This is a genomic window from Erythrobacter sp. LQ02-29 (assembly GCF_022576075.2).
Lineage (GTDB): Bacteria > Pseudomonadota > Alphaproteobacteria > Sphingomonadales > Sphingomonadaceae > Alteriqipengyuania.
In genome coordinates this window covers 965,985-986,623 of sequence record NZ_JANCNT010000001.1, presented here as the reverse complement: position 1 = coordinate 986,623, position 20,639 = coordinate 965,985, and the positions used below count along the sequence as shown (strand labels likewise).

The 20,639-nt window shown below is 63.4% G+C and carries 18 protein-coding genes; 14 read left to right on the top strand and 4 right to left on the bottom strand.

Translation table 11 applies throughout. The features are described from left to right. The first annotated feature begins 1 nt into the window (after window position 1). The 4 genes from MKP08_RS04830 to MKP08_RS04815 all read left to right on the top strand — a co-directional run bounded on the left by MKP08_RS04830 (window position 2) and on the right by MKP08_RS04815 (window position 2,674). Window positions 2–718, top strand: a complete 717-nt coding sequence (locus MKP08_RS04830; protein ID WP_241555127.1) for a CpsD/CapB family tyrosine-protein kinase — start codon at window positions 2–4, stop codon at window positions 716–718. Next, window positions 708–1,613: an exosortase V gene (gene xrtV / locus MKP08_RS04825; RefSeq protein WP_241555126.1), complete on the top strand. Its 906-nt coding sequence runs from the start codon at window positions 708–710 to the stop codon at window positions 1,611–1,613. The genes MKP08_RS04830 and xrtV overlap by 11 nt, the downstream gene beginning before the upstream one ends. Continuing rightward, window positions 1,610–2,305, top strand: coding sequence for an exosortase-associated protein EpsI, V-type (epsI, locus tag MKP08_RS04820; RefSeq protein WP_241555125.1), 696 nt, complete (start codon window positions 1,610–1,612; stop codon window positions 2,303–2,305). The genes xrtV and epsI overlap by 4 nt, the downstream gene beginning before the upstream one ends. A gap of 84 nt (window positions 2,306–2,389) precedes the next feature. Continuing rightward, window positions 2,390–2,674, top strand: coding sequence for a hypothetical protein (locus MKP08_RS04815; protein ID WP_241555124.1), 285 nt, complete (start codon window positions 2,390–2,392; stop codon window positions 2,672–2,674). A 24-nt stretch (window positions 2,675–2,698) separates the two neighbouring features. On the opposite strand, the gene MKP08_RS04810 is transcribed toward MKP08_RS04815, so the two are convergent. Continuing rightward, on the bottom strand, window positions 2,699–4,339 hold the full coding sequence (locus MKP08_RS04810) for an alpha-D-glucose phosphate-specific phosphoglucomutase (RefSeq protein WP_241555123.1): 1,641 nt from the start codon (window positions 4,337–4,339) through the stop codon (window positions 2,699–2,701). 145 nt (window positions 4,340–4,484) lie between these two features. Between MKP08_RS04810 and MKP08_RS04805 the strand changes: the two genes are divergently transcribed. From MKP08_RS04805 to MKP08_RS04770, 8 genes are all read left to right on the top strand, one after another. After that, window positions 4,485–4,961 (top strand): DapH/DapD/GlmU-related protein, encoded by a 477-nt coding sequence (locus MKP08_RS04805; RefSeq protein WP_241555122.1) that lies wholly within the window; start codon window positions 4,485–4,487, stop codon window positions 4,959–4,961. Window positions 4,962–5,168: 207 nt separating this feature from the next. Next, a complete protein-coding gene (locus tag MKP08_RS04800; RefSeq protein WP_241555121.1) occupies window positions 5,169–5,408 on the top strand; it encodes an XrtV sorting system accessory protein in 240 nt (79 codons plus the stop codon). Window positions 5,409–5,478: 70 nt separating this feature from the next. Further along, window positions 5,479–7,986 carry an acyltransferase family protein gene (locus tag MKP08_RS04795; protein ID WP_241555120.1) on the top strand — a complete coding sequence of 836 codons (2,508 nt, stop codon included), beginning with the start codon at window positions 5,479–5,481 and terminating at the stop codon, window positions 7,984–7,986. Between the two features lie 169 nt (window positions 7,987–8,155). After that, window positions 8,156–8,683 (top strand): FxDxF family PEP-CTERM protein, encoded by a 528-nt coding sequence (locus MKP08_RS04790; RefSeq protein WP_241555119.1) that lies wholly within the window; start codon window positions 8,156–8,158, stop codon window positions 8,681–8,683. 197 nt (window positions 8,684–8,880) lie between these two features. Beyond that, a complete protein-coding gene (locus MKP08_RS04785) occupies window positions 8,881–9,543 on the top strand; it encodes a CatB-related O-acetyltransferase (RefSeq protein ID WP_306300121.1) in 663 nt (220 codons plus the stop codon). Continuing rightward, a complete protein-coding gene (locus MKP08_RS04780; protein WP_241555118.1) occupies window positions 9,540–10,415 on the top strand; it encodes a glycosyltransferase family 2 protein in 876 nt (291 codons plus the stop codon). The genes MKP08_RS04785 and MKP08_RS04780 overlap by 4 nt, the downstream gene beginning before the upstream one ends. Before the next feature lie 153 nt (window positions 10,416–10,568). Continuing rightward, window positions 10,569–12,161 (top strand): O-antigen ligase, encoded by a 1,593-nt coding sequence (locus tag MKP08_RS04775; RefSeq protein WP_241555117.1) that lies wholly within the window; start codon window positions 10,569–10,571, stop codon window positions 12,159–12,161. Window position 12,162: 1 nt separating this feature from the next. Continuing rightward, a complete protein-coding gene (locus MKP08_RS04770; RefSeq protein ID WP_241555116.1) occupies window positions 12,163–13,422 on the top strand; it encodes a Wzz/FepE/Etk N-terminal domain-containing protein in 1,260 nt (419 codons plus the stop codon). Window positions 13,423–13,431: 9 nt separating this feature from the next. Here MKP08_RS04770 and MKP08_RS04765 read toward each other — a convergent pair whose 3' ends face one another. Next, window positions 13,432–14,679: a lipopolysaccharide biosynthesis protein gene (locus tag MKP08_RS04765; RefSeq protein ID WP_241555115.1), complete on the bottom strand. Its 1,248-nt coding sequence runs from the start codon at window positions 14,677–14,679 to the stop codon at window positions 13,432–13,434. 175 nt (window positions 14,680–14,854) lie between these two features. Here MKP08_RS04765 and MKP08_RS04760 point away from each other — a divergent pair, with 175 nt between their 5' ends. After that, window positions 14,855–15,796, top strand: coding sequence for a hypothetical protein (locus MKP08_RS04760; protein ID WP_241555114.1), 942 nt, complete (start codon window positions 14,855–14,857; stop codon window positions 15,794–15,796). On the opposite strand, the gene MKP08_RS04755 is transcribed toward MKP08_RS04760, so the two are convergent. Then, complete coding sequence (locus tag MKP08_RS04755; RefSeq protein WP_241555113.1) at window positions 15,793–16,476, bottom strand: hypothetical protein; 684 nt, start codon at window positions 16,474–16,476, stop codon at window positions 15,793–15,795. The two genes, MKP08_RS04760 and MKP08_RS04755, sit on opposite strands and share 4 nt — an antisense overlap. A gap of 316 nt (window positions 16,477–16,792) precedes the next feature. Between MKP08_RS04755 and MKP08_RS04750 the strand changes: the two genes are divergently transcribed. Further along, window positions 16,793–19,387: an AMP-binding protein gene (locus MKP08_RS04750; RefSeq protein WP_241555112.1), complete on the top strand. Its 2,595-nt coding sequence runs from the start codon at window positions 16,793–16,795 to the stop codon at window positions 19,385–19,387. On the opposite strand, the gene MKP08_RS04745 is transcribed toward MKP08_RS04750, so the two are convergent. Next, a complete protein-coding gene (locus MKP08_RS04745) occupies window positions 19,358–20,425 on the bottom strand; it encodes an acyltransferase (protein ID WP_241555111.1) in 1,068 nt (355 codons plus the stop codon). The two genes, MKP08_RS04750 and MKP08_RS04745, sit on opposite strands and share 30 nt — an antisense overlap. Window positions 20,426–20,639 lie beyond the last annotated feature (214 nt).

The following is a 20,639-nucleotide window of genomic DNA, read 5'->3' as shown; positions in this document are numbered from 1 at the left end:
CATGGAAAATACCAACATGGGTGAGCTGGTGGACGAGCGTTCCGGCGCGGCCGCGATACCTGTCGATCAGGACGTAGCGCCGGGGCACGAGCTGTCCGATCGGCTCGTCATGCTGTCGCGCACCGGCTCGACACAGGCCGAATCGATCTCGATGCTGCATTCGCAGCTCCTGTCGCGCCATGTGCACGACTATCGGCGCGGCATCGCCTTTTGTTCGGCGAGCGACGGCACGGGCTGTTCGTACATGGCGGCGAACATCGCATGCGCCATGGCGATGTCCGGAATCCGCACCCTGCTGCTCGACGCCAATTTGCGCGATCCGGAGATCGACGGGTATTTCACCCCCCGCGAGGACCGCGGCGGCCTGCTAGACTGCCTGGGGACTGATCAGCGCGGCCCGGGTTCCGTGGTCCATCGCGAGGTGGTCCCCAACCTGTCGATCATCTACAGCGGCGGCACCTCGCGCGAATCGGGCCTGCTTTCCTCCACTCGATTCGCGGATATCGTGGGCGCGTGCATGCGCGATTACGAACTCACGATCATCGACACGCCGCCCGCCAACAAGAGCTCCGACGCGCTGCGTATCGCCAATGTCCTGCGCTATGCGCTGATCGTGGCGCGCAAGGACCGCAGCTATGTGAAGGATATTCGCAAGCTGGTGGACGATCTCAGGGTCAATCGCGCGGAAGTGCTCGGTACCTATCTCAATGATTTCTGACACGATCGACCGGCCGGCACGGGGGGGTGTCGGCAGGGCGGCTCTGTTTGTCCGCCAGCACGCGATCATCATCGTCGCGGTGCTGCTGTTCCTGATCCCGACCTTCTATCGCATGGCGACGCAGGCGTGGTCGACTGAAGCCGGGGCCCATGCCCCCATCGTTCTCGCCACGGGCGTGTGGCTCTTGAGCCAGGGCGATTTCAGCACCGCTTCCTCTTTAGGAAAGGATCGCCGCACCACGGCCGGGTTCTGGTTCTTCATCGCGCTGGAAGTGATTGCGCTGGCCGCCTACACCTTCTCGCGCGCCTATGATTTCCTGAGCGTCGAGGCGGCGGCGGCCTATGGTGCGGTGCTGGCGATCGCGGCGGCTTTCATCGGCCTCGCGCCGTTGCGGCGAAACGCCTTTCCCCTGTTCTACCTGTGCTTTCTCATTCCCCTGCCGGGATGGGTCATCGACAGAACGACCGCGCCCCTGCAGCAATTCATCTCGTACTCGGCCACCAGCCTGCTGCAGATGTTCGACTATCCCGTCATGCGCAGCGGGGTCACGATCTACATCGCGCAATATCAGCTGCTGGTTGAGCAGGCGTGTTCGGGAATGAACTCGATCATCGGCCTGATCTCGGTAACGCTGTTCTATATCTACATACTCCACCGGTCGAGCTGGCGCTACGCCGCGCTGCTCGTGCTCCTGATCCTGCCGATCGCGATCTTCGCGAACTTCATCCGCGTGGTGGTGCTGATCCTTCTCACCTATCATTACGGCGACGCGGTCGCGCAGGGCTTCCTCCACAATACCGCCGGCATCGCGCTGTTCGCCATGGCGCTGTTCATGATGATTGCGATCGACGCGCTGTTACAGCGCACGCTGTTCCGCAAAGGGTCCCCGGCATGAGCATGGCGCGCAGAGAGATGCTGGCCGGCGGGCTGCTGTTCGGGGCGCTGGGCATGGCGACCTGGCTGACCCCGCGCACCCGCATGAACCTGCTCGGTCGGCAGGACCTGGAAGCTCTCGTGCCGGAGAACTTCGGTGCGTGGAAATCGAGCTACGACCCCAGCCTTGTCGTTCCGATCAAGGAGGGAAGCCTGACCGACACGCTGTACGACGAGCTGTTGACCCGGCGTTACGTCAATGCGGCCACCGGCGCGCAGATCTACCTTATGATCGCCTATGGGGGGACGCAGACCGACGCGTTGCAGCTCCACCGGCCGGAAACCTGCTACCCCGCCGTGGGCATGCGCATCGTGGAGCGCGAACGCTTCACCCTGCCTGTCGCCGGACGCGAGATACCGTCCGTCGCCCTGGTGGCGCAGGCCCCCGGGCGGACGGAAGACATCGTCTATTGGACGCGAATGGGGCCCCGCTTCCCGCAGACCGCGGGGGCGCAACGGTCGGACAAGCTGCAACTGGCGATGAAGGGGATCATCCCCGACGGTGTCCTGATCCGCGCGTCGCTCATCCGCGACGACGGCGAGACGCATTTCGAGGAGCTCGGCGCTTTCCTGAGCGGGCTGGTGTCGGCCGTGCCCCCCTCCAAGCGCGCAGTCCTGATCGGGCCTCGCGCTCTGGAGCCTTCGGCAGGCTGAGGCGCTCCGGCCAGCCATCCGCTGTTCCCTTAACCGGTTCTAAACGCCTTTGCCGCAAGCTCCGATTGAAAAGGAGTTACGGCGATGGCGCTTCCCCAACCACGATACGATATCGACGACGCGGTCGATCACGCGCCACGTACCGCCCCGGCAAGGCCCGCAGGCAATTTCTCTGCAAGCGGCGGCCCGGTCGGCGACATGCATGCGCTGATCGAATCGCGTCTGCGCGTCGATCAAGCGAACGCGGCCTTCATCTTCGAGCAGCAGGGAGCCACTTCCCCCTACGCGATCGAGCGGGCGATCTCCGCCGCAGTCGGTATCGCCGCGCTCATCGGCGGCGTCGTGGGTGTCGCCGCTCTCATTTTTTAGGTATCGAAGCGGCTCCGAACCGCTTCAGGTCACCACGTCGGGCGCATCGCGCCCCGTTCGCGACTTGATACCCGCCAGTTCGTCCACCGCATCAGCCAGCGGGACAAGCACCTCCCCGACATCCCGGTCGAGCTGTCCGCTCGGGGGCTCGTACCGCTCTAGATAGACGCGCAGCGTCGCACCTTGCGTACCGGTCCCCGAAAGCCGCAAGACGGCACGCGAGCCATCGGTGAAGAACAGGCGCAAACCCTGGTTTTCCGACACCGAGCCGTCGACCGGGTCGTTGTAGCTGAAACTGTCGGCACGCTCGACGGTCAGCTCGCCCGCGCGCGTCCCCGCCAGATCAGCCAGTCCCTCCTTCAGATCGCCCATCAGGGCCTGCGCCGTCTTGGTGTCCAGCGCCTCGTAATCGTGGCGCGCGTAATAATCGCGTCCATAGCGCTGCCAATGGTCGGCCATGATCTGCGCCACCGGCTCGCGGCGCGCTGCGATGACGTTGAGCCAGAACAGAATCGCCCACAGGCCGTCCTTCTCGCGCACGTGATCGGCGCCCGTGCCGGCACTTTCCTCGCCACAGATCGACACCTTCCCCGCATCGAGCAGGGTTCCGAAAAACTTCCATCCCGTCGGCGTTTCGTAGGCCTCTACGCCCAGCCGCTCGGCCACGCGATCTGCCGCCCGGCTCGTCGGCATCGACCGGGCGACACCCGCGATGCCTCGTAAAAAGGCCGGGACCAGATGCGCGTTGGCCGCCAGAACCGCCAGCGAATCGGACGGGCTGACATAGATGCCCTTGCCCAGGATCAGATTGCGGTCTCCGTCCCCGTCGGAAGCCGCGCCGAAATCCGGTCCGTCGGCGGACATCATGGTGTCGTGCAGTTGCTCGGCGTGGACCAGATTGGGGTCGGGATGCCCGCCCCCGAAATCGGGTAGCGGCTCCGCATTGATAACGCTGCCCGCAGGCGCTCCCAGGCGCCTTTCCAGTATTTCCATTGCGTATGGCCCGGTGATCGCATGCATCGCGTCCATGCGGATAGTGAAACCATCCGCCAGCAACGCGGCGATCGCGGGAAAGTCGAACAGGCTTTCCATCAGATCCGCATAGTCCGCGACCGGATCGACCACGTCGATCATGGTCTCGTTAAGGTCGTGCGATCCCAGCTGCGTCAGATCCAGCTCGGGCGAATCGATCAGGCGATATTGCGCGATGGTTTCGCTGCGCGCGTGGATGGCCTGCGTCACCGCCTCGGGTGCCGGGCCGCCATTCGCGATATTGAACTTTATGCCGAAATCCCCATCGGGACCGCCGGGGTTGTGGCTTGCCGACAGGATCAGGCCCCCGATCGCATCGTGTTTACGAATGAGATGCGAGGCGGCCGGAGTGGAAAGCCAGGCATTGCGCCCCACCACGACGCGTCCGAATCCATTGGCGACCGCCATGCGAATCGCGGTCTGCGCCACCGTCTGGTTATGGAAGCGGCCATCGCCGCCGATGACCAGCGTGGCTCCCTTACGATCCTTGATCGTGTCGAAGACCGACTGGATGAAGTTCTCCGCGTAGTGCTCTTGCCGGAACACCTCGGTCTGCTTGCGCAGGCCGGAGGTTCCCGGCTTCTGCCCTTCGAACGGGGTGGTCGAAACTGTTATCGGCTGGAAATGCGTCATCGATCGGTCTTCCTCGATACAAGCGGAGCGCCATTGCGCCTGCGGTGACAGCCCTCGGGGAATGGCGCAACCGGTTCGCTTTGGGGCAGCGCCCGACACCGCTTTTGCTCAGTCGTCGACATGGATATATCGCGGTGGCGAAAGGTTGGCGAAGGCCAGTCGCGCAGGGGCGGTCGGGATCGATATGGTGCTGAAGAAAATACGAACTTTCCTTCATCGCAGGATGAGCGGAACACGGCGGCTGTACCTGACGAAGGTCTGGGGCATGACGCTGGGCGAAGGTTCGCGAATCTCGCTGAAGGCCGATCTCGATTTCACCAATCCTTCGGGCATCCATATCGGCGCCTACACCATGGTGACGCCCCGGGTGCAGATCTTCACCCACGATTTCGTGCGCGCCCATCATGTCGATACCTTCATCGGCGACAATTGCTTCATCGGAGCGGGCGCAATCATCCTTCCCGGCGTGCGGATCGGCGACCGCTGCATCGTCGCGGCGGGCTCCGTCGTCTCTCGCGACGTGCCGGACCGGTCCCTAGTGGCGGGCAATCCGGCCCGCATCATCCGGTCCGACATCCGCGTCGGCCAGTACGGCATGATGGTCGGCCGCACCGTCGCCTAGTCGGCACCTCTCCCCGGCGCGGGCATCCGACGCCCACCCTTCCAGACAGCACCCCACGCTGCTAACTGATCCCGCCGACGTTTTTCATACCGTGTCATATCCCGGTACGCGGCGAGCATTCGACTATCGCTGCCCGCCGGGTGTCTCTAATTAACCCGCTGTCGCGATAGCGACCCGTAGATGAGCCTTTTTTTGGAGCGCCGACCCTTGGAAACTGTTTACGACTGGGTCTCCGTCCTGGTGTTCGCAGGCCTGATCACGCTGTTCCTGCAGCGCTCCTCGATGGAGAATCCGCCGGATACGATCTGGCACTATCTCCCGCCCGCGGTGGGATGCGCACTGGCGAATTATGTCGGCAACGAAGGCTACATGATTCCCGCCGTCGCACTGCTCGTCGGTGTCCTGGCTTACACGCACATCGTTCTGAAACCTTTCCGATCACGCTAGCCGGGCCATGGCGAATGCCCCAGACGCCATTTTAGCCGGGGCGCCGCAGGCAGATCGGTCGCGGCCGAGGTTGACCACATTGGAGATGGCGCGCGGGATCGCCGCGCTGTGCGTGGTAGCGTTCAACGCTAATGTTTCCGCGGGAATCGCAGGGGCAGCGACCTTCCGGTGGATGGACGGCCTCGCCTACGCGGTCGATTTCTTCTTCGTCCTTTCCGGCTTCCTCGTCATGCGAGCGTATCGCCGCGACATCGGGGTGCCGCGGGCGATCGGTCCGTATCTGGCCAAGCGGACGATCCGGGCGTTCCCGATGCTCTGGCTGGCCGTTTTGGCAGCGGTGGCGGCGCAAACGGCGATCGGCTCCTTGGTCGAGGGTTCGACCATCGCACGATCGCTCGTTCCCTACCCGTCGCTCGAACCGAGCATACCGGACGTGGTCTGGGCATTGCGGCACGGCCTGCTGTTCTATTGCGGCTTCGCCCTGCTGATCCTGTCGCGCAGGATGGGCGCCGCGATCGGCGCGGTGTGCCTGATGCTGGTCCTCGCCCAACTGCTCGCGGCCGTGGAAGGCTCCCAGGTCGGCGGGCTGACCGCCTTCTTCCTCTCGGCCTATCAGCTCGATTTCGTCTTCGGGATCGCGCTGTCGCTGATCCATCGCGAGCGAGTGTTCCGCCGCTCGCCGGTTCCCCTGCTGGCGGGATTGGCGGCGATGGTTGTGTATCTTGCCTTTCGGGAGAATCTGGGCCTCGGCAGGCTTGGGTTGCAAGACTACACTTCTCCCGGCGCGACCCTGGGCGTCGCGATAATGGGAGCGATCTTCGGCCTGATTTTGCACGGACTGCTCCGCATGGAGGGCGTACGCCTCCCCCGCGCCTTCATTGCGCTGGGCGGCGCGTCATACCTGCTCTACCTCATACACGGTCCGCTCGATACGATCCTACTGTCGGGCATCCGGGGCATTCCCCCGAACGGCCTGAGCCGGGGGCTGGTCCAGGTCGGCCTGATCGCGGCTGCCATCGCCATTTCATTGCCCATTCACTATTTCGTGGAAAAACCGCTACTCGTTCGATCGCGTAAATGGATGGATGGCGGAAACGAAGCGCGCGAACCGATAAAAAGCCCTATGCGCACCGACGGGGAGGAAACGGGCACTCCCCAGGATCGTTACCGCACGACGACAACCCTTAATCCGGATGAAAAGACAGTGGGCTGGTTTTCACGCATATTCCGAAACGACGCATCCAACGACAGCGCGGGTGGGGACACGAGCGAACCCTTCGACGAGGAAGGTGCCGAGAGCCGGGTTCACTGGCGCCTCGCCGGCGTGCCGTCGCAGCAGGCGCGGAATCGCGATCGCCGTGCGCGGTTTCCGCAATTCGCCGCGGTGGCGGCTGGCAGCGCCTCCGGCCATGCGGCGATCGCCCGGCTGGGACGGGCGTTCACCCCTTCGCACCCGATCTCCGATCCCGACCTCTTCGCCGGGCGTCACGACATCCTCGCCCGGCTCATCGACCTGATCGAGCTGCAGGGGCTCCACGTCGTGCTCTATGGCGACCGCGGCATCGGCAAGACGTCGATCCTGCGGATGGTGTCCGATCTCGCCGAGAACGCTAATTATCGCGTCGTCTATGCATCGTGCGGGTCCGACACCACGTTCGACAGCCTGATGCGCAGCCAGGCGCGCAAGGTGCCGCTGCTGTTCCACCGCGATTACGGGCCGACCAGTACACGCGTCGAAGAGGGGCAGACCTTCGCAGACGAACTGGGCGAAGGTCCGGTGACGGTAGCCGATATGACCAGTCTGCTAGAAAAACTCGACGGGACGCAGCTGCTGATCGTCATCGACGAATTCGATCGCGTCGAATCGGAGAGGATGCGCGAGCAGCTGGCCGAGTTGATCAAGAACCTGTCGGATCGCAACGTGACGATCCAGTTCCTGATCGCGGGCGTCGCCTCGAACCTGAACAGCCTGATTTCCCACATTCCCTCGATTCGCCGCAATCTAACCGGTCTGCAAGTTGATCCGCTGGGTGCCAAGGAGGTCGAGGAACTGCTGCAGAACGGGGCTGCAAAGTCCGGCGTGGGATTCGACGACAAGGCGCGCGAACGCTTGATCGGCTATTCGCAGGGACTTCCCTATCTAGCGCAGCTCCTAGGCCTTCATGCCAGCGTGGCAGCACGCCAGGACGGACGGGATATCGTCACCGAGCCCGACATCGTTGAGGCAGGAAAGCTGGCGGCCGGCGAGCTACGCCTGAGGGTGTCCGCGAAAGGGGTGCGGGCGGTGCAAGCCGCTGCCGACCGAATCGGTTGGACTACGCTCGGCGAGGTCGCCGGGAAGGCGATGCAATCGCTCGGAATGCTCGACGAACCCGCTCTCTCCGAGGTCGATGAAGCGACGAAATCGTCCCTTTTCGAGACAGCGCCGGAAGAGCTCAAAACCGGGAACGCGCCTGAATGGCAGTTCGTGGAAGAGGCTCTGGCACCCTATATTTGGCTTGAAAGCTTGGATGGCGATCGATCTAGCCAGCTCCCGGGTGCTCGCGTGGCTTCCGGGCAGCTGCGTTCGAGCTGGTAATCGCGCAACAAATCTTCGGAACGGAGTGCTTCCTAACGTATTGGCACCTTGCACTGTAGCCTTAAAATGGTATTAAGGTTGCTGCGGTGTTAATAAATCGCCTTGGGGAAGACTGCTGCGTTGGTGGATCGCGTCAGTCGGAATTGGGGCCTCAACAGGAGCTTCCGCCATGAAACTTATGAAGAAATGCGCGCTTGCAGCCTCGACCGTAGCTTTGGGCCTCGGCCTGAGTGGTACGGCGATGGCGGCACCTTACATCGATCCGCCGACGTCGACTGACCCGACGGGCGAATACGGGAATAACGATCCGGCAGCGAATTTCGCCGATGTGTTCACGTTCAATCTGCCGAGCTATGGCGTGCTGACCGTGACGCTTCAGTCGGTTTACCAGACGATCGGTCAGAACGTCGACTTCATGGTGAACGGCGTAAAGCTGAACAACGAGAACTTCGGCGTGATCAACTCGGGTAATCCCGAAGTACAGACGATTACCCAGAAGGTCGGGCCGGGCAAGCAAACCATTCAGGTTGCCGGCACATCCGCCCCGGACGGTGCGTATAACGGCGCGATCATCTTTGCTGCCGGCGGCGTTCCCGAACCGGCTACGTGGATGATGCTGATCCTCGGCTTCGGCGCGATCGGCTTCGGCATGCGTCGCAAGGCCGCCAAGGTTTCGACCCGCCTGACCTACGCCTGATAGACTTTCGGTCCAACAGGGCCGGGATTGTCAGACCTCTAAGGGGCTCCGAATTCGTTCGGGGCCCCTTTTCACATCTGGCTTCTTCATCGAATCGCAATGGGTGCGAGGCTAAGGGTCCTTCGCTTATCGAAATCATGCGGCTTGCGTGCGGCAAGCTCGCACCGGGGAGCCGGAATCCGAGAAATGGGCGCCAGATGTTCGGAACATTGATCGAGAAGCTGAAGATCAAGCTGTGGTCCCGCAAGCAATCGACCAGCACCGAGCTGCGCGACTATTTCCGCGAGCACTTCCGTATCGACGTAGGCCTCCACAGCTACGGTTGCTTCGATCAGTGGCGGATGCCCGGGCCAATGAAGATCGGGCGTTACTGCTCGATCGCGCGGACCGTCCGATACGTCCCGATCAACCATCCCTACGATGCGCTGACGACTCACCCTGCCCTTTACGAGCGCCGCTTCGGCGTCGTCGACACTGACATCCACTGGGACGATTGCCTGGTCATCGAAGACGATATCTGGATCGGCCATTACGCCGTAATTTTGCCGTCGTGCAAATTCATCGGGCGCGGAGCGATTATCGGGGCCGGCGCGATCGTCACCAAGGATGTCGCGCCGTACTCGATCATGGTCGGCAACCCGGCTCGCAAGCTCAAGGACCGGTTCACTCCGGACATGGTCGCGCAGCTCGAAGCATCGCAATGGTGGACCATGTCGATCCCTGAGCTGCGGGCGCTGGTGGCGGAAAATCCCGACCTCGTATTCAAGCCCAGCGTCGACCGACTCGCGGAATGGAACGCGAAAGAGGGTCGGACGCCGAGCGATTACGACGGCGCCGAGCCGGTGCGGGCTCGCGCATGACCATGCGACGCCCCCAAGTAAGCGTCGTCATCCCCCATTACGACGATCTGCCGGGGCTGGGCCGCTGCCTCGATGCGGTGTGCAACCAGTCCGCGTCGATCGAGGATGCGGTGGAGATCGTGGTCGCCGACAACAATTCGCCATGCGGTCGCGATGCAGTCGAAGAGCTGGTGCGCGGGCGGGCGCGGGTGGTGGTCGCGCTGGAGAAAGGGGCCGGGCCTGCGCGCAATGCCGGTATCGTGGCCGCGCGCGGCAGCCTGCTCGCTTTCACCGATAGCGACTGCATACCGGAGCCGGGCTGGTTGTCCGCAGGACTTGCGATGTTGGAGCGATTCGATCTCGTCGGTGGCCGAATGGAAGTGCTGGTCGGCGCGGAGGATGCGATGACCGGCCCCGAAGCGTTCGAGAGGGTCTTCGCCTTCGACAACCGGGACTATGTCGAGCGGAAGGGCTTCACCGTCACTGCCAACCTGTTTTGCCGCGCCGAGACCGCGGCGGCAATCGGTCCGTTCGGGACCGGCGTCTCGGAAGACCGGGAATGGTGCCTGCGCGCGGTGCGCAACGGCATGACCATCGGATACGCGCCCAATGCGGTGGTGGGACACCCCGCGCGCGCGACCTGGCGCGACCTGCTCGGCAAATGGCGCAGGATCGACCGGGAAAGTTACGCGCTCTGGCGATCCGAGGGGAAGTCCGTCGTCGGCTGGCTCGGGCGCTCTTGGCTGCTGCCCGCGTCGATCGTCCCGCACGCGGTGAAGGTTATGCGATCCGACCGCGTCGCCGGCCCGCGCGACCGAATCAAGGCGCTTTCCACCCTCGTCGCGCACCGCATGTGGCGCTTCTGGGACCAGCAGCGCCTTCTCCTGGGCTAGCCGGAAAGCCAGAGCCCGTGGCATCCCTGCACCGCTTCCGCCCGGCCGCGGCCCGTTTTCCGTGCAGACGCACCATCGCCTTCAGCTCCACTACGCGCTTACCCGCTTGCATGCGACGGTTTATCAGGGACATAGGGAAGAGCGAGACCTAGCATGAAACTCCCCTCTCTTCCCTTCGGCCGGCGTTCTTCCGAACCTCGCGCACCCGTCCTGGCGGGCTACCGGCAGCCGCAACGACTGCGGCCGCGAACGCTGTTCGCGATGGCGCTCTATGCCGGGGTGCTGATCTTTTTCGGCGGGGCCCTCACATATTTCGGCCCGTCGGCGCTGCTGCCGCTGATGGCTCCACTTTCGATCCTCGTCCTGCTGATCATCTGGGCGATGCCCGACAGCGAACGGCCGCCCACACGCTGGGTGAGTTTCCTCACCTTCGGCTTCGTGATCGCGCTCCTCGCTTGGCCGGACTACCTCGCGCTTGCCCTCCCCGGCCTGCCGTGGATCACCGCGATCCGCCTGACAGGCGTCCCCCTGGCCGTGGTGTTCCTCATCAGCCTGTCGGTGTCGAAGGCGTTTCGCGCCCATATGTCCGAGACCTTGAGGGCTACGCCCATCACCACCGTGCTCGTGCTAACGTTTGCGCTGATCGCAACCGTAAGCCTGGCCTTTTCCGCCGATCCCACGACCTCGTTGAACAAGCTCGTGGTCGCCTATCTCTACTGGTTCCTCATCTTCTTCGCCTCTGCCTGGCTGTTTTCGAAGGAGGGCAACGTCTACAAGCTGGCCTGCATCATCTGGATATTCGTGATGGTGACGACGGTCATCGGCTTACAGGAATGGCGCCTGCAATCTGTTGTATGGGCGGGCCATATTCCCGACTTCCTGCGGATCGAGGATCCCGCGGTGCAGAACATCCTGTCCGCGAAGTCGCGCTCCACCACAGGCATCTACCGGGTGCAAAGCAAGTTCACGACCCCGCTTGGCTTTGCCGAGTATCTCGCCCTGTCGACTCCGTTCATCCTGTTCTTCCTGATCTTCGGCAGGCGATGGTTCGTGCGCCTCGCAGCGGCGGCCACCCTAGCGCTCATCTTCCTGTCCATTCAACGCACCGATTCGCGCCTGGGCGCGGTCGGGTTCTTCATGTCGTTCCTGCTCTTCCTTGCCGCATGGTCCGTGCTTCGCTGGTCGCGCGTGAAAGAGAGCATCATCGGCCCCGCGCTGACTCTCGCCTACCCGGCCGTGTTCGCGGCCTTCATCGCCTCGACGTTCTTCGTCGGGCGGATCCAGGCAATGGTCTGGGGTACCAAGGCGCAATCGTTCAGCAGCCAGGCGCGCGAGGCGCAGGTGCAGCGGGGCATGCCGCTGATCTGGGCCGAGCCGTGGGGCCGGGGGATCGGTCGCGGCGCGCGCGAGCTCAATTACCGTAACCTGGGCGGCGGCCTCACCATCGACACCTACTACCTGCTAATCGGCCTCGAATTCGGGGTGTTGGGCTTCCTCGTCTATTTCGGCATGTTCCTGAGTTCGGCCGGCTATGGTGCGAAGAATCTTTTCGCCTATCGCACCCGCGAGCATCTGTTGCTGATACCGCTGATCATCTCGGTCCTGAATTTTGTGATCGTGAAGTCGGTCTTCGCCCAGCAGGAAAACCATCCCCTGATGTTCATGTTCCTCGGCGCGATTACCGCGCTCTGCTGGCAGATCCAGCGGGCGAACCAGCCGATCAAGGCCCCACAGGTGGCAGACTGACATGGGCATTACCCAGATTTTCAGCCAGATTTGGAAGCTGCGCTGGTTCATCCTTGCGTCCAGCCTGATCTGCGGCCTCACCGCGCTCGGCACCTCGCGTTTCCTGCCCAAGCGATATGCGGGAACGGCCGAGGTTTCGATGGATTCGCGCCTGAATTCCGAGGAGCGCAGCTACAGCGTATCCAACAAGCAGATCGACACCTACGTCCGGTCGCAGGCGGAACTGGTGAAGGACTATCGGGTGACCGGGCGGGTCGTGGATGCCCTCAACTGGACGTCATCCAACGAACTCGCTCAGCAATACAATGCCTCCGGGAAGAATACGGGGCTGGATTTCCGGTCATGGCTGGCGTCGCGGATCAGCGGCAATATCTCGCTCCAGTTCCAGGAAGGCAGTGCGGGCTTCGTTATCGTCTATGCAGGTTTCGATCCGCAGGATTCCAAGATGATGGCGGGAATGGTGCGTGACGCTTTCATCCAGTATCTCCTCGATCGGCGTCGCGACGACGCGCGCGACCAGGTCGGCTTCGTCGACCAGCGGAAGACAGCCCTGGAATCGCAGATCCGCGCGCTCGAAAAGGAATCGGCGGATTTCAGCAAGCGAACCGGGGTCATGCTCAATCAGGATGGCGTCGCCCTGGCGGAAATCCGCCTGCGCAACGCGACATCCGCGTTCGTGCCCGCGCAGACGAAAAACCTGGTCGCTCCCGTCCTGTCGCCGGAGCGGAAGAACCTGGCGAGTATCGAAGGTCAGATCGCCGCGCTGTCGAAAACGCTGGGCCCCAACCATCCGCAATTGCAGAGTCTGATCAAGGAACGCGACGCACTGCGCCAATCGATCGCGACATTCGAGAGCACGCAACCCAAACCGGCCGCCAACCCCGCGGCCGGCGAACCCTCGCTGGACAAAATCCGGGCGGAATATCTCGCCAAGACGGACGATATCGCGACGGCGAAGCGGTATTACACCCAGCTGCGCGCCCTGCAGGAGGAATATCGCGGCCTCCAGCAATCGGCCTCGAACGCGCAGTTCGACACCGGCACCATCCAGTCCGGGGCGCAGGCGGACAACGAACCCACCGCCACCGGCAATGTCTATTATCCCAACACGAGCTTCGCGATCCCGGCTGCCTTCGGAATGGGGGCTCTGCTGGCGATCCTGGTCGGCCTGTTCTACTCGCTGCTGAACCTGCAGGTGCGCAGCGTGAAGGATCTCGAGATGCTGGATATTCCCACCTTCAAGCGCCAGCCCGCAGAGTGAGCCACGGCTTCAGGCGGGGTGATATCGCCCCGCCAGGATGGAAACACCCGTAAGCCGTCGCACGGCGACGAGGCTGGCGATATTGCGCAGGACGAGGATCACCGACATCGCGATCACCATCGCCAGCAGGCCCGAATATTGCGCTGCCAACGGCAGCCCCACCAGCAGGGCGACCAGGCTGACGGTGGTGAGCATCAGATTGATCCGTTCATTCCCCGTCATGGCCAGAACGAGACCGGATGGTCCGGTGCAGACATAGCAGATCTGGCCAATGATGAGGACTTGCAGCACGGTAGAGCCCTCACGGAATTCGGGGCCAATGAACGCCAACGCTTGGGGTGCCAGCAGCAGCACCAATACCCCGCAGGGAATGACCAGGACAGTGGAAAGCAGCGTGGCGGACCGCGCCAGCCTGGCGATCGCCGCGTAATCCTCGCGCGCATGAGCGGCGCCGATCTGGGGCGAAAAAACGCTGAAGATGCCGATGGTGATGATCGGCAGCGCGGTGGCCACCTGCATCGCCACGCGGAACACCCCCGCATCGTAGAGCGAGAGGCTCGCGGCCACCACTGCCAGGCTGTACCAGTCGCTCAGGTTCTTGGACACCGCCACGCCCCATAGCGGCCCTGCACGCTTCAGCAGGGGGCGCATCGGAATATCCAGTGCGCCGGGTGCCGCGCTCGTCTTGCGATAGGACGCCGCCACCCCGATCGCCGCCGCGATGAGGCCCGCTACGGCAGTGAACGCCAGGATCTCGTACAGCGTTCGTGTGACGCCCAGGATCATCCCCGCGATGACGATACCGGGAATGATCAGGACCTCCACGACCTGGCCAAAGATGTAGACCTTCTGCGAACGCAGGATACTGCTGGTCAGCCTGGTCGCCGCGCGGGAGAACAGGATCGCGCACAGGAACAGCAGGGCGCCGGGCACCGCCGAGTTGTCGAGCAGCTGCTCGGTGACGACATCGTGCAGGATCAGGATCGCGATGCACAGGACGACGATCAGCGCCAAGCCATAACCAAACAGCCGCGTGAGGGAGTGCCGCGACGGCAGCACGCCGTGGGCAGTGGCGGCGGAGAAGCTGCGCACCACCGACAGGTCGATGCCCCCGACGCACACGATCGAGAGGAACATGCCGGTCTGCGTGATTATGCCGTACTGCCCGTTCGCCTCCGGACCCATGGTCCGGCCGATGAAGAACGTGACGACGAAGCCGAGCCCGACCCCCGCCACGCGAATTGCGATCGAGATCAAGGAATCTAAATGATTCCTGACATAGGCTATCGGCGATTTCTTCATCGTCACTTCAGCTCGTTGGTCCGACTCGGTCTCGATTCGCGTTCGACGACGCTTCACCAGGGCCACGGCTCGATATAACCGTATGCGAGCCGATACAGGGCTCGCGCCTGAAATCCAGTTAGGATTGTAAATGACGCTTCTGATACATCCCGGATTTCACAAGACCGGAACCAGCTGGCTGCAGGAGGAAGTCTTCACCGACCGCCGCCTGTTCCACATGACGCTGTCTCACGAAGAGGCTTTCCGCGCCATCGTGAAGCCGCACGATTTCGACTTCGACCCGAAGGCGGCCCGCGCGGTGCTCGATCGCAGTCGCAGCGATGGGCGCGATGGCCTGGTCGATGTCCTCTCGTCCGAGGTCCTGTGCGGAACACGCACCACCGGCCAGCGCGAGAGCCGCACGATAGCCGATCGGCTGGGAGCGATAACAGGCCCAGCGAAGATTCTCTTCACTGTCCGCTCGCAACCCGCCACCCTGCGCGCCTCCTACATGCAGTTCGTGAAACGCGGCGGGAGGAAGTCGTTCGCCGAATTCCTGACGTTCGAGCCGGAACCGGGCTACACCTTCTTCGACATCCGGCAGCTCGCCTATCACCACCTGATCGAACACTACGGCATGCTGTACGGAGAGGAGAACGTGCTCGTCCTGCCGCAGGAAGTGCTCGCCCGCGATCCCGACGGGTTTTTCGATGCGCTGCTGCGCTTCGCCACGGGTCAGGCACCACCCGAAGGCGTATCGATATCGCGCGCCGAACGCGCCGGCGGCAGCCCCCCGGCGAGCGGCCTGCCCATCCTGCGCTTCGCCTCGCACTTCCGCCGCAGTCCGATGGACAACGATCCCGTATTGCCGATCGAGCCCCTGGGCGCGGCGCTGATGAGCCTGGGCTATCGCTGGAAACTCGGCAACGGGCGCGCGACGCGCACCTTGCGAAGCCAGGTGCAGGACCAGGTCGGCGGTCGCTTCGGAACGTCGAACGCGCGTATGCAGCGGTTCTGCCCCTTCACGCTGGCGGAACTCGGCTACGAGGTCGAGGGAGAGGTATCGCCGCGGCAAGTAACCGCAGCGGGTTAACCGCGCCGATAGACCGGCGGCAGCTGCTCCATCTCGTCATGCACCTCGCCGTAGATCGCGCGCAGGGCATTGCGCGCCGCGTCGTCGACCTGCGAGACCGAAGACAGGCGCTTGCGCTGCGGCGGGAATGCCTGGCGCTGCTCTTCCGTCAGCTCGAGGAAATCGAAGAACGCCGGAAGATTGTCGTAAAGGTGCTCGAACCGCACGAACAGCGTGGGGAAGCGAACCGGAATGTCGTTCCAGTTGCGCCAGTGGCTGATGATGCCGAACCGGTCCTCGCCTGCATCCAGCATGTCCTCCAGCGTGAAGCTCTCGCCCTGCCCCTTCGTCCGGCGATTGTATTCGCGGACCGAGGAATAGTCCTCGTCCGTCAGCTTGAGCGACATGTGCGACTGGAAGTCGCGGCGAAACAGCGAGAGCACGGCCTGGATGGGATCGCTATAGACATAGACGCATTTGCCGATCTGCAGCGGTTCGAAAATCGGGTGATCGGGGCGGTTCGCGTGCTTGATGCCATCGTTGTGGCTGTCCCAGCTGTTCACCGCGAGGTATTGCGAGAGATATTGCAGGATGAAGGTCGTCCCGCTCCCGCCATAAGATACCATGATCGCATCGTAGGCGTCGCGGCTGGTCAGCCCGTAACGAAAACGCTCGTTGAGTTCGCGATACTTGGATCGCACTTGTCTTATTGCAGTTCGCACTTCGACGGTGCCCCTTCGGCCTTTGGCTGTCGCCATTGCACGGGGTCGTTCATCCGACAAGAGTGGGCGGGCAAGTGTTCGCGATCGGGACTGAGGGACACTAATTTGTCGACAGCGCCGCGCTGAACGAAATAAGGCGATACTTGGCGGGAGCATCGCTATGGGCGAATTTCCCGACGGGCATATCGGGCCGGAGTCGGGATACGGTGCCCGCTCTATGGCGATCGGCGCCGAAGCTCGGTAACGGGCGACCGGGCGCTACGTCGAACGACGAATGGGGGCACCCGGTACGAGCATGACGGACTACGCCGATCTTCGCGACCTTTCCCGGTTCGGCAGCAGGATCGCGCTGATCGGTGCAGACGGGCGCGAATGGTCCTATGCCGAACTGGCGCAAGCGGTGGAGAATACCGCACGGGCGCTCGGCCCCGACCGCATGCTGATGATGCTCGAAGCGAAGAACGACGTTCGCACCGTGATCTCGCTCCTCACCGCGCTGAAGGCCGGTTACCCCGTCATGCTGACCGGTGGCGGTGCAGCCGGTGCCTCGATCGCATCCACTTATCCCCCCGGTCTCGCGATCCGTGCCGGGACCGACGACGTGCTGCCGCCCTCGGTCGAGCACACCCAAGCCGCGCCGGTCGCGCTGCACGACGACTTGGCGCTGATGCTGTCCACCTCCGGTTCCACCGGATCGCCCAAGCTGGTCCGCCTGTCGCTATCCTCGCTTCAAGCGAACGCGGTTTCTATCGCGACCTATCTGGAATTGGGCGCAGGATCGCGCGCGATCACGTCGCTGCCACTGCATTACAGCTATGGGCTGTCTGTCATAACCTCGCACTTGGTGGCCGGTGGCTCGATCGTCCTGACCGACGCATCCGTGGCCGACGCCGCGTTTCGTTCTCTCTGCGAGCGCTACGAAGTGACCGGCGTCGCGGGTGTGCCCTACAGCTACGAGTTGATGGAGCAGAGCGGCTTCCTCGACCGGCTGCCGCCATCCATCGATACCCTGACCCAGGCCGGGGGACGTCTCGGGCCCGAGAAAGTCCAGAGCGTGGCGGCGCGCGCGCGTGACCAGGGGGCAAAGCTGTTCGTGATGTACGGGCAGACCGAAGCCACCGCGCGCATGGCCTATCTGCCGCCCGAGCTCGCTTTGCAAAATCCGGACGCCATCGGTCGCGCGATCCCCGGCGGGGAATTTCGCCTCGCCGACGGCAGTGGCGGAACGATCGAGCGGGCAGGCGAAGCCGGGGAACTGGTATATAGCGGCCCGAACGTCATGCTGGGATATGCGCAAGGCCCCCAGGATCTGGCGCGGGGTCGCGAGATCGAGGAACTGCATACCGGCGACATCGCCATGCGAGACGAGGCCGGGCTTTATCGCATCGTCGGGCGGATGAGCCGCTTCGTGAAGCTGTTCGGCCTGCGGATCGGGCTCGACGACGTGGAAGCACTCTACCGCGATCGCGGGATCGAAGCTGTCGCGGCGGGCGACGATCGCATGCTGGCGATGGTATTGCCCGCCGGCCACGACGCCGACGCAGAGCGGGCGTGGCTCGCCAGTCGGCTCAAGCTGCCGGAAACCGCGATCCACGTCGCAACCGGCGAGATACCGCGCCTGCCCACCGGGAAACCGAATTACGGAACCATCATCGCCGCGGCGAGCGAACGAGCGGATCAATCGGAGCCGCAAGACAACCGGACCGTTCGCGAGCTGTTCGCCGACATCTTCCCCGGCAGATCGCTGTCAGGCGATGACACCTTCGTCAGTTTGGGTGGCGATTCGCTGACTTACGTCCAGGCGTCGATCGGACTGGAGGAAATCCTCCGCCAGCTTCCGCTGGAGTGGCAGGACAAGACGATCGACGAGCTTTCGGCGCTCCCGCGGGCAGGGCAGGGCACCCGCTCTTGGTGGACGCCGCGAACCTTCGGATCGGATATCCTGGTGCGCGCCGCTGCGATCCTCGCGGTGGTAATCAACCACGCTTCCGATACCTGGCTGGTCGGCGGGGGTGCGAATGTCCTGCTCGTCCTGTTCGGGCTAAACTTCCTGCGGTATCAAGGTGCCCATCTGACCGGCCTCGATCGGCTGGTGCCGCTGCGCAACTACCTGTTGCGGATCATCCTGCCCTATTACGCTCTGCTGATCGCTTACAGTGTCGGCACCGGTCAGTACGACTGGCCCGCTTTTTTCCTCGTAAGCAATTTCACCGGCCGGTTCGGCAATCTGATGGAACCGTACTGGTTTCTGGAGCTGGTCGCACAATGTCTGCTGATCCTGACGGTGCTGTTTTGCCTTAGGCCGGTTCGCACCCTCGCCGCGCGATCGCCATGGACATTCGGGCTGGGCTTCTTCGTTGTGGCAAGCGCCGTCGGCCTCGTCTCGCAAATCGCCTTTCCGCGACCGGATCTCGCCTTCCGCCTGCCCGAATTCCTGTTCTGGTTCATCGCCTTCGGGTGGTGCGTGGGCCTGGCGAAAGATCGCACGCAAAAGACGATACTCAGCGTCCTCGCCATTGCGATGGCCATCGCGATCGCCACGATTTCCCAGGGGCAATCCGGTGCCTATCTCAAGATGCCACAACAGATCGTCTGGTTCGTCGGATCGGCCCTGATCCTGCTATGGCTGCCCCGCCTCGCGCTGCCGGGCATCGCACGCCGAGTCGTGACCGAAATCGCCGGAGCCGTCTTCCAGATTTACCTGGCGCACAACATCGTCGTGCACATGTTCCTGTTCGTCTGGCACTACGACAATCTGGCGGTGATCCTGCTCCTGTCGGTACTGGCGGGCGTCGCCTTGCGGTACGCGCAGGCGTTCACCGCGTCGCTCTATTCCCGCTACGTCCCGCTGGTGCTGCCGTCACGGAGCGCCGTCGCGATCGATACCTAGCGGGGGGCCGCGGACGGCGCGTGAAGCATGCTCCGGTTGCCATCCCACTTTCTCCAGCGCAGCGCCCAACAGGCGGGTCCGGAGGCTTTCGGCGGGCCTGTCCACCAGGACGTAGAAGGCGATCGCGACCATCAGGATCGCGCCCAGCACCACCACCTTTCCAGCCAGTCCATAGGCGGCGAGCGATGGCAGCAGCAAGGCGACAACCGGCCAATGGATGATGTAGAGCGGGTAGGAGAAGTTGCCGAGCGTCCGATCGATGGGCCCGCTCTGCTGTCGCACGTTCCAGGCGACGAAGGGCAACAGGAACACGACCCACAGCTGCCCGAAGATATCTTCGTCGATCGGGCCCGGATCACTCTTGATCAACAGGGCCGATAGCACGGGCGAAAGGAATACCAGCACACCCACCGCGCCAAAGGCCAGCAAGCCCGCGAGCACGAGGCCCCGCGAAGGTGCCCAGCGCGTGGCGTAGATCGCCATGCCGAGTACGAACGACGGGGCATAGGCGAGGGCCGTCCACAGGCCGGGCCCTTCGCGCAAAAACCAGCCGAAGGCGGTGACGGCGATCACGCCCGCGGCGATGACCGCCCGGCTGCGGATGCGCGCCCCGAGGAGCCACAGCAGAGGGAATAGGAGGTAGAACTGCATTTCTAGGTCGAGCGACCACGCGGTTCCCAATACGTCGAGCCGGTTGGACGCGATGCCGAACAGCGCCAGCCCCGCCAGGGTGATGGGCGGACGGGGCTCTCCGACCAGCGCGAATACGCCCAGCGCCAACACGAAAGCGGCGGCGAAACTCAGCCAGATGCGCAGGAAGCGCGAGAGGTAGAATATCCACAGCGTCGGATATTTGCTGTAGCGCCGGTCGTAGATGGCGCTGATCCAGTATCCGGACAGCGAGAAGAACACGAACACCGCCGGACGCCCGATCTCGAAGTTCGAAAGATGGCTCGCCACCACGAATGCGGCGAGGATCACCCGGAAGGTGCCGGGACCGATGGCGAGGCCGTGTGGGAGGGACAGCGGGCCTGTCACAACGTGACGCATCCCGTCGAACGGCAACCGACGTCGTTCATGCAAATCCCCAGACTGACTCGCGCCCTATGCTGGGGTCGCCCGCATCGACGCTCTTCCTGTCCTGTCGAGGGCGAGCATGCAACGAAAGATCAGACGGCCGCACGAATTCGAGACAGGTTGGCGCGGTGGTCGTGTCCGGTATCCGCGCCGGCTCCGACTGAAAGTCGTGCAC

Excerpts from the sequence above, each read along its gene's own strand:
- MKP08_RS04830 (WP_241555127.1), top strand. The coding sequence starts at position 2 with ATGGAAAATACCAACATGGGTGAGCTGGTGGACGAGCGTTCCGGCGCG.
- xrtV (WP_241555126.1), top strand. The coding sequence starts at position 708 with ATGATTTCTGACACGATCGACCGGCCGGCACGGGGGGGTGTCGGCAGG.
- epsI (WP_241555125.1), top strand. The coding sequence starts at position 1,610 with ATGAGCATGGCGCGCAGAGAGATGCTGGCCGGCGGGCTGCTGTTCGGG.
- MKP08_RS04815 (WP_241555124.1), top strand. The coding sequence starts at position 2,390 with ATGGCGCTTCCCCAACCACGATACGATATCGACGACGCGGTCGATCAC.
- MKP08_RS04810 (WP_241555123.1), bottom strand. The coding sequence starts at position 4,339 with ATGACGCATTTCCAGCCGATAACAGTTTCGACCACCCCGTTCGAAGGG.
- MKP08_RS04790 (WP_241555119.1), top strand. The coding sequence starts at position 8,156 with ATGAAACTTATGAAGAAATGCGCGCTTGCAGCCTCGACCGTAGCTTTG.
- MKP08_RS04785 (WP_306300121.1), top strand. The coding sequence starts at position 8,881 with ATGTTCGGAACATTGATCGAGAAGCTGAAGATCAAGCTGTGGTCCCGC.
- MKP08_RS04780 (WP_241555118.1), top strand. The coding sequence starts at position 9,540 with ATGACCATGCGACGCCCCCAAGTAAGCGTCGTCATCCCCCATTACGAC.
- MKP08_RS04775 (WP_241555117.1), top strand. The coding sequence starts at position 10,569 with ATGAAACTCCCCTCTCTTCCCTTCGGCCGGCGTTCTTCCGAACCTCGC.
- MKP08_RS04770 (WP_241555116.1), top strand. The coding sequence starts at position 12,163 with ATGGGCATTACCCAGATTTTCAGCCAGATTTGGAAGCTGCGCTGGTTC.
- MKP08_RS04760 (WP_241555114.1), top strand. The coding sequence starts at position 14,855 with ATGACGCTTCTGATACATCCCGGATTTCACAAGACCGGAACCAGCTGG.
- MKP08_RS04750 (WP_241555112.1), top strand. The coding sequence starts at position 16,793 with ATGACGGACTACGCCGATCTTCGCGACCTTTCCCGGTTCGGCAGCAGG.